Here is a 14,424-nt window from a genome sequence, read left to right as displayed (position 1 = left end):
TTAAGTGAGAGAGCGTTCCTTCTGGAGGCGGCGGTGGAGTCAAACACGGTGTTTGACGTGTTCGGGAAGGATGCCCACACCAACGAACCGTGCGGTAACCCGGCGCAGCAGGGGTGACGCCGCGCGGAGAAGCCCGATGAACCAGCGTGGCGCCACCCTGCTGCCGGCGGCTGCCCGTGCAATGACCCTGTGTCCGCTGCGCTGCAGCAGTTGCATGACCTTCACCGGCTTCTCCCGACGCCGCTGCACCGCCGCAAGCTTCTCCACCGGAACGGTTCCGGTCACGAGGTCCTCGGCGATGGCGTTGGACAGTGCGACGGCGTCCTGGATGGCAAAGTTCACGCCGACGCCGAACATCGGGGACATCGCATGGGCAGCGTCCCCGATCGCGATGAACCCGGGGCGGTACCAGCGCCGAAGCCTGTTGATCTGGACGGAGAGGAGCTTGATCTGGTCCCAGTCGGTGAGGGTGTCCACGACGGGCCGGAGAACAGGCGCAGCGCGGCCGATACGCCTGTGAAGGGCGTCAAGCCCTGCCCTTCGAAGTTCGTCTAAACCACCTTTCTGGATAACCATGCCGGACTGGTATCTGTCTCCCCGGTCTATGGTGAGGACCATTCCCTGGGGAGATATGTAGCCGAGGGTTGCCGGCGGAGGGTTCGACGGTTTGGGAAGGCCGAACCAAAGCACGTCGATGGGCACGCCGAATTCGTCGGGAACCATCCCGGCGGCAGCGCGCAGGACCGAGGCGCGTCCGTCTGCGGCAACGGTGAGCGTCGCCCGGATTTCAAGCGCGCCGTCGGGCGTGGTGGCCCGCACGCCGCGCACCTGGTCCTCCTCAATGATCAATTCCGTCACGTCACTCAGCATGCGGAGCTCAAAGTTTGGGGACACTGCGGCCTCACCGGCGAGGAAGTTCAGGAAGTCCCACTGCGGCGCCAGGACCAGGAAGTTGTCCGGGCCACGGAGTGTGCCGAAGTCCACGAGGGTAAAGCGCTGTTCGTCAAAAACGACGTCCATGGTGGGCAAACGCGTGAGCGGCAGCTTCAGGAACTTTTCGCGCAGTCCCAGCTCGCCAAGCAGTGTCACGGTGGAGGGATGCACGGTGTCGCCCCGGAAATCGCGGAAGAAGTCTGCGTGTTTTTCCAGCACGGTGACACGCACGCCGGCGCGGGCAAGGAGGTAGCCGAGAACCATGCCCGCCGGGCCGCCGCCGGCAATCACGCAGTCGCGCTCGAGAAGGTTCTCCGCTGGCATGTTGTCATCCCTTCCCACTGGTTTGCTTCCATCGTGAAGGCAGAGCGGGCAGATTGATAGTGCGCGAGCGTCCCACCTAAACCGGCGAAAGCTGAGCGAGCGTGCGGGGTGGGGCGGCCGGCGTGGGGCCCTGGCGTGTTAAGTTGAAAAGCACGGAGGCACCGGCTGGAAAGAGAAATCTCCCTTGGACTCACCCGCACCAGTAAGAATCCTGACCGTCTGCACGGGCAACATCTGCCGGTCCCCCGTGGCCGAACGGCTGCTGCAGGCGGGGCTCAACCAGGTGCTGCCGGGCGGTTTCGAGGTGGCCAGCGCCGGTACCCGGGCCATGGTGGGCGACCCCATGCAGCCCATCTCCGCTGACATCGTGCGCACCTTCGGCGGCGACCCCGGAAACTTCGCCGCCCGCCAGCTGACGCCCAAGATCCTCCGCGGCGTGGACCTGGTGCTCACCATGACCTCCGGGCACCGCGGCGAGGTCCTGCAGCTGGACGCGTCCCTGCTCAAGCGGACCTTCACCATCCGCGAATTTGCCCGGATGCTTGACGTCCTGGACGAGCGAGCTGCCGCTTCCGAAAGCAAGGAACCTGCAGCAGGAGCGTCCGACGGCGATGATCAGCTGGCAGCCAACCAAACTTTTTGGCGGGGCTTGCCGGCGAGGGCGGCTGCAGTGCGGCACCTGTCCCTGCCTTCCGACTCGTCCGAAAACGACATTATCGACCCCTACCGCCGGGCGCCCGAGGTGTACCGGCAGATGGAAGACGAACTCGCGCCAGCGATCGTGTCCATCCTGCGCCACGCACGCCTCAACGCTCCGGTTCGCGGCACACGTGCGGGGTCGCTGTAGCGGTTCGGCGGGCCAGCCACCTCCCCCGGGATATCAGCGTCGGCGCGTCCGAGCCGACGACAGCGCCCTTCCAGGTGACAGTTTGGACACGGTCGTAGCCAGGGAGGGCCCGGCAGGCGGACACTGATCCCACCATCCCCACGATGAGGTGAGGCACAATGAGCACGCCAGGCGGTTCTGAACCCGGTTCCAGGCCCTCTGGCCCCCACCTGCGCGGTCCTGGCCTCGTGGCGTATGGACGGCGGCGCTGGATCGCGGCGCTGCTGGCGCTGGTCCTCGTGGCGGTTGGCGTCGTGGCGGTCACCAGCCTTAACCGCGCGGGTACTGAGGCCCGGCCCGCTGCAACGCCAAGCGAAACACCCTCGCCAACTGAAACACCTTCCAAAGCTGTGCCGCCGCCTCCCCCTCCCCCTCCCCCTCCACCCATTCCGCAGCACCCTGCCGTTGCCATGAACGTGTTGGTCATCGGCAGCGACATGCGCGGCATTGCGAAAGACGCGGCAGCCCACACGGATGCCACCGGCGAGCCCAGGGACCAGCGTTCGGACGTGCTGATGCTGGTCCACGTCCCGGCCCACCGCCGGTCCCTGTACATCGTGTCCATGAACAGGGATATGTGGGTGGACATCCCCGGCTTCGGTGGAGGGAAGATCAACGCCGGGCTGCAATACGGCGGCATCGATATGACCACCCAGACGGTGCAGCAGCTGTTCGGTATCACCATCAACCACACCCTGATGCTGGACTTCGGCGGTTTCAAGCTTCTGGTGGACGGGCTGGGCGGCATTGACGTCAACGTCCCGGTCCCGTTTCAGTCCACACACGACACTGGGCATGTCTTCGGTCCCGGCGTGAACCACCTGAACGGCCAGGCAGCGCTGGAATTCTCCCGGGAGCGGTACGCGTTCGTCGACGGCGACTTCCAGCGGGTGCGCAACCAGCAGATCCTGCTCCGCGCCGTCCTCGCCCGCCTCACCGCCGGCGGTGGCCTCAACGACGTGACAGCCGTACGGAGCCTGGTGAACTTCGCCTCCTGCTGCCTCACCGTGAACAAGGGCTTCAACGCGGTACAGGCCGCCATTCTCGCTTACAGCCTGCGCAACCTTGATGCGAAATCGATCGGCACCATGACCTTGCCAACGGCCGGATCCGGATTCATTGCCGGCCAGTCCGTGCTGCTCCCCGATTACGGTGCCATTGCTGCCGTGGGAGCCGCCCTGCGGGAGGGACGGATCGGGGAGTTCGCGGTGCCGTAGGCTTTGGGCCGCGGCGGTGTGTGACGCGTAAATTCCTTTCCGACGCGGATATTCCCTGGCGCTCCGGTTATGCGGGCGCGACCGGGAATATGCGCGTCGCGGTGGAAGTCGGGTGTCGGGAGACTCCCGGAGCGCTGCCGCTTGCAGCGCTCCCGGGCGGGCCCGCCGTCGCCCGTTTGCTTTTTTCGTTTACATTCCCTGAGCCATGGGTACGCCGCTGGTAATGTTCCTGCATTCGGCAAGGCACACAGACGGGGTGATTCTTTGTGAAAGAGGACGGACTGACAGAGGCTGTCCAGGACGCCGGGGCGGTGGAGCTGATCCTTATCCGCCACGGCGAGAGCGAAGGCAACGTGGCGGCCACGGATGCGCGGCTGGCGGGGGCTGAGGTCATCGAGGTACCCGCCCGGGATGCGGACGTGAACTTGTCCGGGACCGGGCAGGACCAAGCAAAGGCTTTGGGTGCCGCACTGGCACGGATCGCCGAGGACCTCCGGCCGGATGCGGTGGTTTCCTCGCCGTACGCCCGTGCGCGCCAGACCGCCGAGATCGCCGTTGAGGCCGCGGGCTGGCCCGTGACGGTGCGGACCGATGAACGCCTGCGGGACCGCGAGCTCGGCATCCTGGACAGGCTGACGCGCCGCGGTGTTGAAAACCGATTCCCGGAAGAGGCCGAACGCCGCGAATGGCTGGGCAAGATGTACTACCGGCCGCCGGGCGGCGAATCGTGGGCCGACGTGGCACTGCGGCTGCGGTCCGTCCTGGACGAACTCAACAACCTCGGCACGGGGCACCGGGTCATGCTGGTCTGCCACGACGCCGTGATCCTGCTGTTCCGCTACGTGCTGGAGGGCATGAATGAACAGGAGCTCCTGGACCTTGCGGCGAGCACGTCGGTCCTCAATGCCTCCCTCACCCGTTACGTCCGGCCCTCCGGCGAAGGGCCGTGGACCCTGGAAAGCTTCAACGTGGCGGACCACCTCACGGAGCAGGGTGTAACAGTCACCGAACACGCGGGAGACGCCAGTGTCCACCCAAAGTGATTCCGTCGCCAGCGCAACTGAAGCCGCTTCACCTACCCTTGTGACGCCGTCGCTGCTGCGCGACTGGCCGCTGCCGGCACCCGGCGCGGACAAGTACTCACGCGGCTCGGTGCTGGTGATCGGCGGTGCGCGGGCCACACCCGGTGCGGTACTGCTGGCCGGTACGGCTGCGCTGCGGGCCGGCGCCGGGAAGCTCACCCTCGCCGTGGCGGAATCGGTGGCCATGCATCTTGGCGTGGCACTCCCGGAATGCGGGGCCATGGGGCTGCCGGAAACCGCCGAAGGGTCGGTGACGGGTGAGGGCCTGGACCGGATTTCCTCATACCTCGAGCGCGCCGATGCCATCCTCGTTGGCCCCGGGCTGGATGACCCGGACCTCGCGGAAAAGCTGCTGCGGGCACTGCTGGAGCGGGAACCCCGCTCCAGTGATTCAGACTCTGGCGACGGGAAAGCAAACGGTGGTCCCGCCGTCGTACTTGATGCCTATGCCCTGGGCGGCCTGGTAAAGGTGGCGGACCAACTGGAGCCGTGGAAGGGGCGGCTGATCCTGACGCCGAACCCCAAGGAGGCAGCTGTCCTGCTGGAGCGGGAGGTGGATGATCTGACGGCGGACATCGCCGAGATCGCCGACAAGTACCAGGCTGTGGTGAGCTGCCAAGGCTTCATCGCGCGGCCCTCCGGCGGGGACGGGCCGGAGGAATCGGAGCTCTGGAAAATGACCACCGGCTACGGCGGGCTGGGAACCTCTGGCAGCGGGGACGTCCTAGCCGGGGCAATCGCGGGCCTTCGCGCCCGGGGAACCACCAGCGCGCAGGCCGCATGCTGGGGCACCCACCTCCATGCGGCAGCGGCAGACCGGCTTGCCAGCAGGTTGGGCCCCCTCGGGTTCCTCGCCCGCGAACTGGCCGACGAACTGCCCGCCCTGATGCTGGAGCTGAACACCTAATCCTGCCCCGGGCCTTCGAAGCCCGGGCAGGGGATGGCCCCCGGCCGAAGCCGGGGGCCACCGTATCGGGAAGTGCAGGCCTACCCTGCCAATGCGCTTTCAGCGCTGTGGCGTGCTCAGAATGGCTATCCGCCCCAAAAGGCAGTCAACAATCATTACCCGACATCCCGATCCTGCTGGGGACTAAGCAGAAATCTCGTGCTTTGCCCCCTTCGTCTCAACCTCAATCTTACGCGGCTTTGCCTTTTCAGCGACAGGAATCCGCAGGGTCAGGACACCGGCGTCGTAGGACGCCTTCACGTTGTCGGTGTCCAGGGTGTCCCCGAGGATCAGCTGGCGGCTGAACACGCCGCGCGGCCGCTCCGAGGCGATCAGTTCGGTGTCCTTACCTGCAGGTTCCGGGCGTTCTGCCCGCACCGTCAGGACATTCCGTTCAACATCGAGATCCACTGAGTCCACTGAAACACCGGGCAGATCAAAGGCGACTACAAAGTCCTGGCCTTCACGCCAGGCGTCCATTGGCATCGCTGCCGGACGCGCTGCCGTGCCGAGGACCTGCTGGGCCAGCCTGTCCAGCTCACGGAACGGATCGGTTCGCATCAACATGGCTTCCCTCCTCGTGAGAGACGGTCCAACACTGTTTTGGTACCAGCCGATCTGTATTGGCTGATATAGATTTTTTAGCACTGGCCGGGTAGATCTGCAAGCGTTTTTTGGGGAGAATTTTTCTCCCGTTTTTGACCGCCGAGGGCAGGCAAAAGGGGCCCTCGCCGTGCGCAAGGGCCCTTCAGTGCGTTACTGCTGTCCTAGCTTCGGGTTGGGTCGGGACGAAGCGGCGCAGGGCCCGGATCGGGCACGGGCAATGGGCTGGGAGGCTCCGGCACCGGGAACGGGTTGGGCGACGGCGGACCAGGGTGGCCGGGATCAGGGGTTGGGCCTGGCTCCGGCGGGAACGGCTCGGGCTCGTGCACTGGCGGGATGGTCATAAACTTCCCCTCTCACGCTGGGCGGATGTGCCTTAGCGTGAACAGGATACGCCTGCCGCCCGGACCCTACTAGGGCACCCCGCCTCCCCCAATGCGTCCGGTTCTCGTCCGGTAGCGAACGCCCGGTCCATTGCCAGGGCGGGTGGATATATTTGAACCCATGACCCAGACTCCGCTGCAGGATTCCGCCAAAACCGCGACTTCCACCCCCGCTCCCCCGGTTGCCAAGAAGATCCCCTCCGAGCGCATCCACCACGGGGACACGTTCGTGGACAACTACGAGTGGCTGCGGAACAAGGAATCCGACGAGGTAGTGGAGCACCTCAAAGCCGAGAACGCCTACCAGGAAGCGGTCACCGCGCACCAGGAACCGCTGCGCGAGGCGATCTTCCAGGAGATCAAGGGCCGCACCCAGGAGACGGACTTGTCCGTCCCCCACCGGAAGGACGGCTGGTGGTACTTCAGCCGCTCCGTGGAAGGCAAGGAGTACGGCATCCAGTGCCGGGTCCGCGCCCAACACACCAACAACCCCGTCGCGGACTGGACTCCCCCGGCCGTTGAACCCGGCATCGAAATTCCGGGCGAGGAAATCCTGCTGGACGGCAACGTCGAGGCCGAAGGGAAGCCGTTTTTCTCGGTTGGCGGCACCGCCGTAACGGTGGATGGCAACCTCTACGCGTACGCAGTGGACAACGCCGGTGATGAACGCTTTACCCTGCGCATCAAGGACCTCCGGACCGGCGAACTGTTGCCGGACGTCATCGAAAACGTCTTCTACGGCGTCTCCTTCTCCCCGGACGGCACGCGAATTTTCTACACAGTGGTGGATGAGTCCTGGCGCCCCTACCAGGTCAAGGCCCACTCTCTGGGCACGTCCGTCAACGAGGACGTGGTGATCTACCAGGAGGACGACGTCGCCATGTGGCTGGGGTTCGAGCTCTCCGCTGACCGGCGCTACCTCGTGCTGGGGATCGGCTGCTCGGAGTACAGCGAGACCCGCCTGCTGCGGTTCGACGATCCCGCCCAGGAGCTCACCACCGTCATTTCCCGGGATGAGCGGGTACTTTATGAGGCCGAACCGTTCCTGCTGCCCGGCCCCGACGGTGTCAAGACCGAACGCATCCTGCTCACGCATAACCGCGGCGCCATCAACTCGATGGTCTCCCTGACTGACTGGGCCGAGCTCCGCAAGCCGCTCGCCGAGCAGCGCTGGGACACCGTCGTCGAACATTCCGACGACGTCCGCGTCAACGGCGCAGGCGTCACCTCCACGCACCTCGTCGTATCCATCCGGAAGGACACCATCGAGCGTGTCCAGGTCATCGGACTGGAAGGCCTGGGCACTGCGGCGCAGGAGGCGCCCGTGGAGCCCGCGTTCGACGAGGAGCTCTACACCGCGGGAGTGGGCGGCTCGGACTACGAGGCTCCGGTGATCCGGCTCGGTTACACGTCCTACTTCACGCCGTCCCGTGTTTATGACTTTGTGCTGCCCACTCCCGGGCAGCCAGCCGGTGAACTGCTGCTCCGGAAGGAAAGCCCGGTTTTGGGCGGCTACGACGGCAACGACTACGTGGCCACCCGCGAATGGGCCGAGGCCGGCGACGGCACCCGGATCCCGCTCTCCGTGCTGCGCCACAAGGCGGTCAAGCAGGATTCGACGGCGGCGGGCCTGGTGTACGGGTACGGCTCCTATGAGCTGAGCATGGACCCCGGCTTCGGCATTGCCCGGCTGTCCCTGCTGGACCGCGGCGTGGTGTTTGTGATCGCCCATATCCGCGGCGGCGGTGAACTGGGCCGGCACTGGTACGAAAACGGCAAGAAGCTCACCAAGAAGAACACCTTCACCGACTTCGTGGATGCCACGGACTGGCTGGCAGACTCGGGCTGGGTGGATCCCGCGAGGATTGCAGCACTGGGCGGCTCGGCCGGCGGACTGCTGATGGGTGCCGTTGCCAACATGGCCCCGGAAAAGTACGCCGCGATTGTGGCTCAGGTGCCCTTCGTGGATGCCCTCACCACCATCCTGGACCCGGAACTGCCGCTGTCCGCCCTTGAATGGGAGGAATGGGGCAACCCCATCACGGACCCTGAGGTCTACGCCTACATGAAGTCGTACTCGCCCTACGAAAATGTCCGCCCGGCGTCGTACCCGAAGATCGCCGCGGTGACGTCCTTCAACGACACCCGCGTGCTGTACGTGGAGCCGGCAAAATGGGTGCAGGAGCTGCGGAACAGGACCACGGGATCCGAGCCGGTGGTGATGAAGATCGAGATGGACGGCGGCCACGGCGGCGCGTCCGGCCGCTACGTCCAGTGGCGCGAAAGGGCGTGGGACTACGCCTTCATCGCCGATTCCCTCGGGGCCATTGAATTGCTCCCCGGCGCCGGCCTGAAGTAGCAACTTGAACATCCTTTGCTCCGTAACTGCCGTTTTGAGCCCGTAAAACGGCAGTTACGGAGCAATCGATGGGCGGGCCACGCGGCGCCCGTATCCAAACAAGCCAGCCATGCGTACTCACATCTGACGTTGTGCTGTCCGCTGGGGGGCAGATCAACCCGCGCCGGAAGTTGAGGTTGACGTGATCAGGGTTTCCCGGCAGCACAGCGACGGCGGAGTTCGCACTGGTTTGGGCGAGGATGAAGCCTACAAGGCACAGATCCTCACGATCATCCAAGCCGATCCGAGTGCCGGTGGGGACGGCATCGCAACGTCCAGCAAACCCGCCGCGGGGCCTGAACAGCCTCAATACTGATTTCAAAAAAACATAATCATGCTTACTATTAGTTGGCGTCGGGCTGCCCACTGGGGGTAGACAACCCGCGCCACACTGGAGGTTTGCGTGAGCATGGAACAGGAAATGCGTCCCCTGACCGACGACGAACTGATTGCGGAGCAGGCAACGGCTTTGCCTGACAAGGAAGTTGCCTCTGTCTTGGACCTGAATGCGGATTTGGACCTGGGCATTGACGCGGCAGCACCCATCGACCTCGCCGTTGCGGCCAACGCCAACGTGGCCGCGCCGATTGACGCCGCAGCCTCCGCCAACATCCTCTCCTACGGCTCGGACGCGCAGGCACTGGCGGACCAGGGCGTCATAATCGAGCAGGGCATTGTGGCCGATGCCAACGCCGAATCCACCCAGGACAGCACCATCAACCAGGGCAACGACACCGTTGACAACGGCGGCACCACTCCCACCGGCACCGAAGCGGACGCCGCCGGCACCACGGCCGACGCCGGCGGCCTCCTCCCCGACGGAACATCCACGGACGGAATCGTGCCCGAGGAAGGCCTCGGCGGCGCCTTGCCCGACGTCGGCTCCTTGCCCGACGTCGGCGCGCTGCCAACAGACCCCGCCGCCGCTCTAGACGGGGACCTGCTCAACGTCAACGTGGACCTCGCCGCCGACGCGGACATCGCCGCCCCGATCAACGGCGCGGTGGCGGCCAACGCGAACGTCGCTGCACCGATAGACGCCGCTGTGGCCGCGAACATCGGCTCCATCGACAGCCAGGCCTATGCCGTGGCCGAGCAGGACGCCATCATCACCCAGAACATCGAGGGCGAAGCCAACGCCTCTGCCGACCAGCAGTCCGACCTCGAGCAGTAAGCACAGATGACCCACGCCAGCGGCGGGCCGCGCCCCCAGGCCGGCCCGCCGTCGTCCGCTGCCCCCGTTGCCGAACGCCCACCGCAGGTTCCCGCGCGGGCCGACGGCGTCCAACTCATCGGCAGGGCGGAGGGGTCCGGCTACCGCGAGGCGCCTTCACTGGTCCGCCGTGCGGACGGCCAGACCCTCCAGCTGACGCCACTGCTCTACCTGGTGCTGGAGGCAGTGGACGGGCAGCGGAGCCTGGAGGAGATCGCGCAGCATGCCAGCGCGGGTTCCGGAAGGCTCGTCAGCGCGGAGAACGTGCGCACGTTGATCAACTCTCAGCTCCTGCCGTTGGGCCTGCTCCGGCTCGCGGACGGGTCCCAGCCGGAGGTTCGGAAGGCGGACCCGCTGCTGGGCATGCGCTTCCGCTACACCGTGACGGATCCGGAGCGAACCCGCAAAATCACCGCGCCCTTCGCGGTGTTGTTCAACCCGCTGATCGTGCTGGCAGTGACCGCGGCGTTCCTGGCCGCGTGCTGGTGGGTGCTCATGGTGAAGGGACTGGGCTCGGCTACGCATGAGGCGTTCGAGAACCCTGTCCTGCTCCTGCTGATCTTTGCCATCACCATCATCTCCGCCGGTTTCCACGAGTTCGGCCATGCCGCCGCGGCGCGCAAAGGCGGAGCCACGCCCGGTGCCATGGGCGCAGGACTGTACCTGATCTGGCCGGCGTTCTTCACGGACGTCACCGACTCGTACCGGCTTGGCCGCGGCGGCCGGCTCCGGACAGACTTCGGCGGCCTGTACTTCAACGCGATCGTTGCGGTGGCCATCATGGCGTTCTGGTGGGCCACCGGCTTTGATGCGCTGCTGCTGGTGGTGGTCACGCAGATCCTGCAGATGGTCCGGCAGCTGCTCCCCCTTGTCAGGTTCGACGGGTACCACATCCTGGCCGATGCCACCGGCGTTCCCGACCTCTTCCAGCGCATCAAGCCCGTCCTGCTGGGCCTGCTTCCCTGGCGGTGGGGAAAGCCGGAGAACAAGGTCCTCAAACCCTGGGCACGCGCAGTGGTGACGGTGTGGGTGCTGGTCACCGTGCCATTGCTGCTGTTCAGCCTGGCCATGATGGTGCTTGCCCTGCCGCGGCTGCTGGCCACGGCATGGAGCAGCGCCGTTAGACAGCAGGGACTGCTCGCCGACAGCCTTTCCGCCGGGGATATTGCCGGGGCCGCCGTGCGCGTCCTGGCCATCGTGGCCGTGGCCCTTCCCATGCTGGGCATGCTCTATATCCTGCTGCGGCTGCTGAGGCAGCTGGTCACCGGGCTCTGGCAGAAGACCCGCGGCAGGATCCTGCAGCGCACTGCCGCCATGAGCGTTGTGGCGGTACTGCTGGGCGGGCTCGCCTGGGCATGGTGGCCCGACGGCGGGACGTACCGTCCGGTGCAGCCTTACGAACGCGGGACCCTGGCGGACGCCACGACGTCGGTCCTTCCAGCAGCGGACACCGTCCTGCGGGAGGGCAGCAGCGGGAGGACGGTGGCGCTGTGGCCCGAAGGTGCCGCCAAGCCAACCCGGGAGAACCCGCAGCTGAGCTTGGTGCTGGTTCCGGTGGAGGCCTCGCCGGGCGCCGGACTTGATTCATCCCCGGCCGCTTCTCCAGACGCTGCCGCCACTGCCGGTTCCACCGCCCCGTCCTGGGTATTCCCGTTCGACCGGCCGGCGGCCCCGGAACAGGACGGCAACCAGGCGCTTGCAGTGAACACCACCGACGGCTCGGTCACCTACAACGTGGCCTTCGCGCTGGTCTGGGCAGAGGACGGCGAACCCGTGGACACCCGGAACGAGGCCTACGCCTTTGCCAACTGCACCGGCTGCGCCGCCGTGGCGGTGGGTTTCCAGGTGGTCCTCATCGTGGGGCAGGCGGATGTTGTGGTCCCGGAAAACCTCTCGGCCGCTGCCAACTACAACTGCGTCGAATGCCTCACCTATGCACTGGCCAGCCAACTCGTCCTGACGCTGGACGGCCCCCTGAGCGAAGCGGGCATGGAGCAACTGACGGCGCTCTGGGCGGAAATCGCAGAGTACGGCCGGAACATACAGAATGTACCGCTCTCGGAAATCCAGGCCCGGCTGGCCGCGTACAAGGAACAGATCACGGCCATCATCAAGGCCGACCCGAGCGCCACAGAAACCGCGGCAACGCCCGTGCCCGCCTCAACGAACACCGCCCCGCCTCCAACTGCGCCGGCCGGAGCACCCAGCGGAGCGCCCACCGGGACGGGGGTTTCCGGGGTTACACCTGCGACGGCGCCCGCAGCACCCGCTCCGGCAGGGGCCGGGGCCGCAACCGCCCCGGCGACGCAGCCCGCCCCCGGTGGGGCACCGGCGTCGTACGCACCCGTTGAGACGCCGGCCCCAACGGCGGATACTGGGGGCACGGCCCCCGCCGCTGAACCACTACCCACCGCAAACCCCAGCTAGGAGAGCAGATGTCGTTGAGCAAGGGAACGTCCGTGGAATGGAACACGCCGCAGGGCAAAACGCACGGCAAGATTGTGGAGAAGAAAACCAGCGATTTCGAGCTGGACGGCCACACGCACCGCGCCAGCAAGGATGAGCCCCAGTACGTGGTGGAGTCGGCGAAGACCGGCGCGCGGGCAGCACACAAGGCCTCCGCCCTGACGGAAAAGAAGTAGCGCTGTGGCCGCCCAGCACGAAGTTGTCATCATCGGCGGCGGCAACGCCGGGATCTCCCTGGCCGCCCGGCTGGAGCGTTACGGCGTCAAGGACGTGGCCCTCATCGAACCCCGGGACCACCACTTCTTCCAGCCGCTGTTCTCCCACATCGCCGGGGGCAGGGCCGCAGCCAAGGAAGCCGTCCGGCCGCAGGGACCCCTGATCCCGAAGGGCGTCACGTGGATCCGTGACTCCGCCTCGGGCGTGGACACCGACGCGAACCTGGTCACCCTGGCTTCCGGCGGCACCGTGGCGTACGGGCAGCTGGTGGTGTGCCCCGGCCTGCAGTACGACTGGGACGATGTGCCCGGCCTTGCCGAAGCCGTATACTCGCCGAGCGGCGCCTCACATTATGAGTTTGAGCTGGCACCGAAGGCCTGGACGCTGCTGAGCGGGCTGACGTCCGGCACCGCAGTGTTCACCATGCCCGCCGGTCCCATCAAGTGCGGCGGCGCAGCCCAGAAACCGATGTACCTCGCCTGCGACTACTGGAGGGAACAGGGCGTACTGGACAAGATCCGCGTGGTGATGGTCCAGCCCTATCCCACCGTGTTCGGGGTGGCGGAGGTGGACCGCGAGCTGGACCGGAAAATCGCGGAGTACGGCATCGAGTTGCGGACCAACAGCGAACTGGTGTCCGTGGATGCTGCCAGCCAGAAGGCCACCATCCGGAACACCGAATCGGGCGCCGGGGAAAACCTGCACTACGACGTCCTCAACGCCGTCCCGCCCCAGTCCGCCCCGGACTGGCTGAAGGCGACAAACCTGCCCGCACCGGATGACACAGGTGGTTTTGTGGAGGTGGACCGGCAGACCCTCCGGCACCTCCGGTTCCACAACGTCTGGTCGCTGGGGGACGCTGCCGGAACCACCAACTCCAAGTCCGGCGGCGCCCTGCGCAAGCAGACGAAGGTGCTGGCCCAGAACCTGGTGGCTGCCCGTAAGGGAAAGCCACTGCCGGCCAAGTACAACGGCTACTCGGTGTGCCCGTTCACGGTTTCGCGCAACACGGTGGTGTTTGCCGAGTTCGATGACCGGTACCGGCCCATGCCCACCATCCCGCGTGTTCCCACCTGGAACGAGAGCAAGCTGTCCTGGGTGGTGGACCGGGACATCTTCCCGCAGGTGTACTGGAACCTGATTCTCAAGGGCCGGGCTTAGCTGCCTTCGCTGCCTGGTCGACGCGCCACTCGTCGGCCAGGACCGCGTAGATCAGCTCGGTGGCCCACTGGCCTTTGTAGTGCCACTTGTCCACGTGCCGCGCCTCCTGACGCATGCCGAGGCGGCAGCAAAGCTCCGCGGACGCCGTGTTGAGCTCGTCCAGGCGTGCCTCGATCCGGTGCATGCCCAGCTCCTCGAAGCCGAGCCGAAGCATCGCCGCCGCGGCTTCCGTGCCATAGCCCTTGCCCCTGCCGCCCGGGGCCAAGGTCCAGCCCACTTCGCCCTGCCCGCACCCCGGCAGCCATTTGAGGACCACCTCACCCTGCAGCCCGCCGTCGTCCGCTGCCTCGATGGCAAGCGCCACCCAGTCGCCCTCCTTCTCGAAAACGAAGTTGGCGTACCGGCCCACCCGCTCCATCGACTGCGTGTAGGTTTTCGCCGGCCCCGGCAGGAAGCGGGCGGTCTCACGCAGCGAGTGGTAGGCGTGGAAGGCGTCGAGGTCGCCGCCGTCGAAGCGGCGCAGGATCAGCCGCTCGGTGCGGATCGGCAGGGTGATGTCAGGCATGGACCGAGGCTACGTCATTCCGCATCGACTG

Annotated in this window: 12 protein-coding genes; 9 read left to right on the top strand and 3 right to left on the bottom strand. The window is 66.3% G+C overall.

Annotation, left to right across the window (positions count from 1 at the left end):
- Nucleotides 1–39 precede the first annotated feature (39 nt).
- Nucleotides 40–1,257 (bottom strand): FAD-dependent oxidoreductase, encoded by a 1,218-nt coding sequence (locus AC50X7_RS11410; protein WP_494979099.1) that lies wholly within the window; start codon nucleotides 1,255–1,257, stop codon nucleotides 40–42.
- A gap of 184 nt (nucleotides 1,258–1,441) precedes the next feature.
- Between AC50X7_RS11410 and AC50X7_RS11405 the strand changes: the two genes are divergently transcribed.
- The 4 genes from AC50X7_RS11405 to AC50X7_RS11390 all read left to right on the top strand — a co-directional run bounded on the left by AC50X7_RS11405 (nucleotide 1,442) and on the right by AC50X7_RS11390 (nucleotide 5,349).
- A complete protein-coding gene (locus tag AC50X7_RS11405; protein WP_494979098.1) occupies nucleotides 1,442–2,104 on the top strand; it encodes an arsenate reductase/protein-tyrosine-phosphatase family protein in 663 nt (220 codons plus the stop codon).
- 158 nt (nucleotides 2,105–2,262) lie between these two features.
- Complete coding sequence (locus AC50X7_RS11400; RefSeq protein WP_494979097.1) at nucleotides 2,263–3,360, top strand: LCP family protein; 1,098 nt, start codon at nucleotides 2,263–2,265, stop codon at nucleotides 3,358–3,360.
- Between the two features lie 266 nt (nucleotides 3,361–3,626).
- Complete coding sequence (locus AC50X7_RS11395; protein ID WP_494979096.1) at nucleotides 3,627–4,403, top strand: histidine phosphatase family protein; 777 nt, start codon at nucleotides 3,627–3,629, stop codon at nucleotides 4,401–4,403.
- A complete protein-coding gene (locus tag AC50X7_RS11390) occupies nucleotides 4,387–5,349 on the top strand; it encodes an NAD(P)H-hydrate dehydratase (protein ID WP_494979095.1) in 963 nt (320 codons plus the stop codon). The genes AC50X7_RS11395 and AC50X7_RS11390 overlap by 17 nt, the downstream gene beginning before the upstream one ends.
- 183 nt (nucleotides 5,350–5,532) lie before the next feature.
- Here AC50X7_RS11390 and AC50X7_RS11385 read toward each other — a convergent pair whose 3' ends face one another.
- A complete protein-coding gene (locus AC50X7_RS11385; protein WP_307094058.1) occupies nucleotides 5,533–5,955 on the bottom strand; it encodes an Hsp20/alpha crystallin family protein in 423 nt (140 codons plus the stop codon).
- Between the two features lie 540 nt (nucleotides 5,956–6,495).
- Between AC50X7_RS11385 and AC50X7_RS11380 the strand changes: the two genes are divergently transcribed.
- From AC50X7_RS11380 to AC50X7_RS11360, 5 genes are all read left to right on the top strand, one after another.
- A complete protein-coding gene (locus AC50X7_RS11380; RefSeq protein WP_494979094.1) occupies nucleotides 6,496–8,733 on the top strand; it encodes a S9 family peptidase in 2,238 nt (745 codons plus the stop codon).
- Between the two features lie 448 nt (nucleotides 8,734–9,181).
- Nucleotides 9,182–9,946 (top strand): peptidoglycan-binding protein, encoded by a 765-nt coding sequence (locus tag AC50X7_RS11375; protein ID WP_494979134.1) that lies wholly within the window; start codon nucleotides 9,182–9,184, stop codon nucleotides 9,944–9,946.
- Between the two features lie 6 nt (nucleotides 9,947–9,952).
- Nucleotides 9,953–12,412 (top strand): zinc metalloprotease, encoded by a 2,460-nt coding sequence (locus AC50X7_RS11370; protein ID WP_494979093.1) that lies wholly within the window; start codon nucleotides 9,953–9,955, stop codon nucleotides 12,410–12,412.
- An 8-nt stretch (nucleotides 12,413–12,420) separates the two neighbouring features.
- Complete coding sequence (locus AC50X7_RS11365) at nucleotides 12,421–12,627, top strand: hypervirulence associated TUDOR domain-containing protein (protein ID WP_387549592.1); 207 nt, start codon at nucleotides 12,421–12,423, stop codon at nucleotides 12,625–12,627.
- Nucleotides 12,628–12,631: 4 nt separating this feature from the next.
- The gene (locus tag AC50X7_RS11360) at nucleotides 12,632–13,828 is read left to right on the top strand and encodes an NAD(P)/FAD-dependent oxidoreductase (RefSeq protein WP_494979092.1); all 1,197 of its coding nucleotides are present in this window, start codon (nucleotides 12,632–12,634) and stop codon (nucleotides 13,826–13,828) included.
- On the opposite strand, the gene AC50X7_RS11355 is transcribed toward AC50X7_RS11360, so the two are convergent.
- Nucleotides 13,812–14,393, bottom strand: coding sequence for a GNAT family N-acetyltransferase (locus AC50X7_RS11355; RefSeq protein WP_494979091.1), 582 nt, complete (start codon nucleotides 14,391–14,393; stop codon nucleotides 13,812–13,814). The genes AC50X7_RS11360 and AC50X7_RS11355 overlap by 17 nt on opposite strands.
- Between the last annotated feature and the right edge of the window lie 31 nt (nucleotides 14,394–14,424).

The organism is Pseudarthrobacter sp. Hb11, assembly GCF_059383655.1.
The sequence above is the reverse complement of the archived record's forward strand: the minus strand, read 5'-3'. Positions and strand labels throughout refer to the sequence as shown.

Coding starts and splice junctions, on each gene's coding strand:
- AC50X7_RS11410 (WP_494979099.1), bottom strand. CDS start 1,257: ATGCCAGCGGAGAACCTTCTCGAGCGCGACTGCGTGATTGCCGGCGGC.
- AC50X7_RS11400 (WP_494979097.1), top strand. CDS start 2,263: ATGAGCACGCCAGGCGGTTCTGAACCCGGTTCCAGGCCCTCTGGCCCC.
- AC50X7_RS11385 (WP_307094058.1), bottom strand. CDS start 5,955: ATGTTGATGCGAACCGATCCGTTCCGTGAGCTGGACAGGCTGGCCCAG.
- AC50X7_RS11380 (WP_494979094.1), top strand. CDS start 6,496: ATGACCCAGACTCCGCTGCAGGATTCCGCCAAAACCGCGACTTCCACC.
- AC50X7_RS11375 (WP_494979134.1), top strand. CDS start 9,182: ATGGAACAGGAAATGCGTCCCCTGACCGACGACGAACTGATTGCGGAG.
- AC50X7_RS11370 (WP_494979093.1), top strand. CDS start 9,953: ATGACCCACGCCAGCGGCGGGCCGCGCCCCCAGGCCGGCCCGCCGTCG.
- AC50X7_RS11365 (WP_387549592.1), top strand. CDS start 12,421: ATGTCGTTGAGCAAGGGAACGTCCGTGGAATGGAACACGCCGCAGGGC.
- AC50X7_RS11355 (WP_494979091.1), bottom strand. CDS start 14,393: ATGCCTGACATCACCCTGCCGATCCGCACCGAGCGGCTGATCCTGCGC.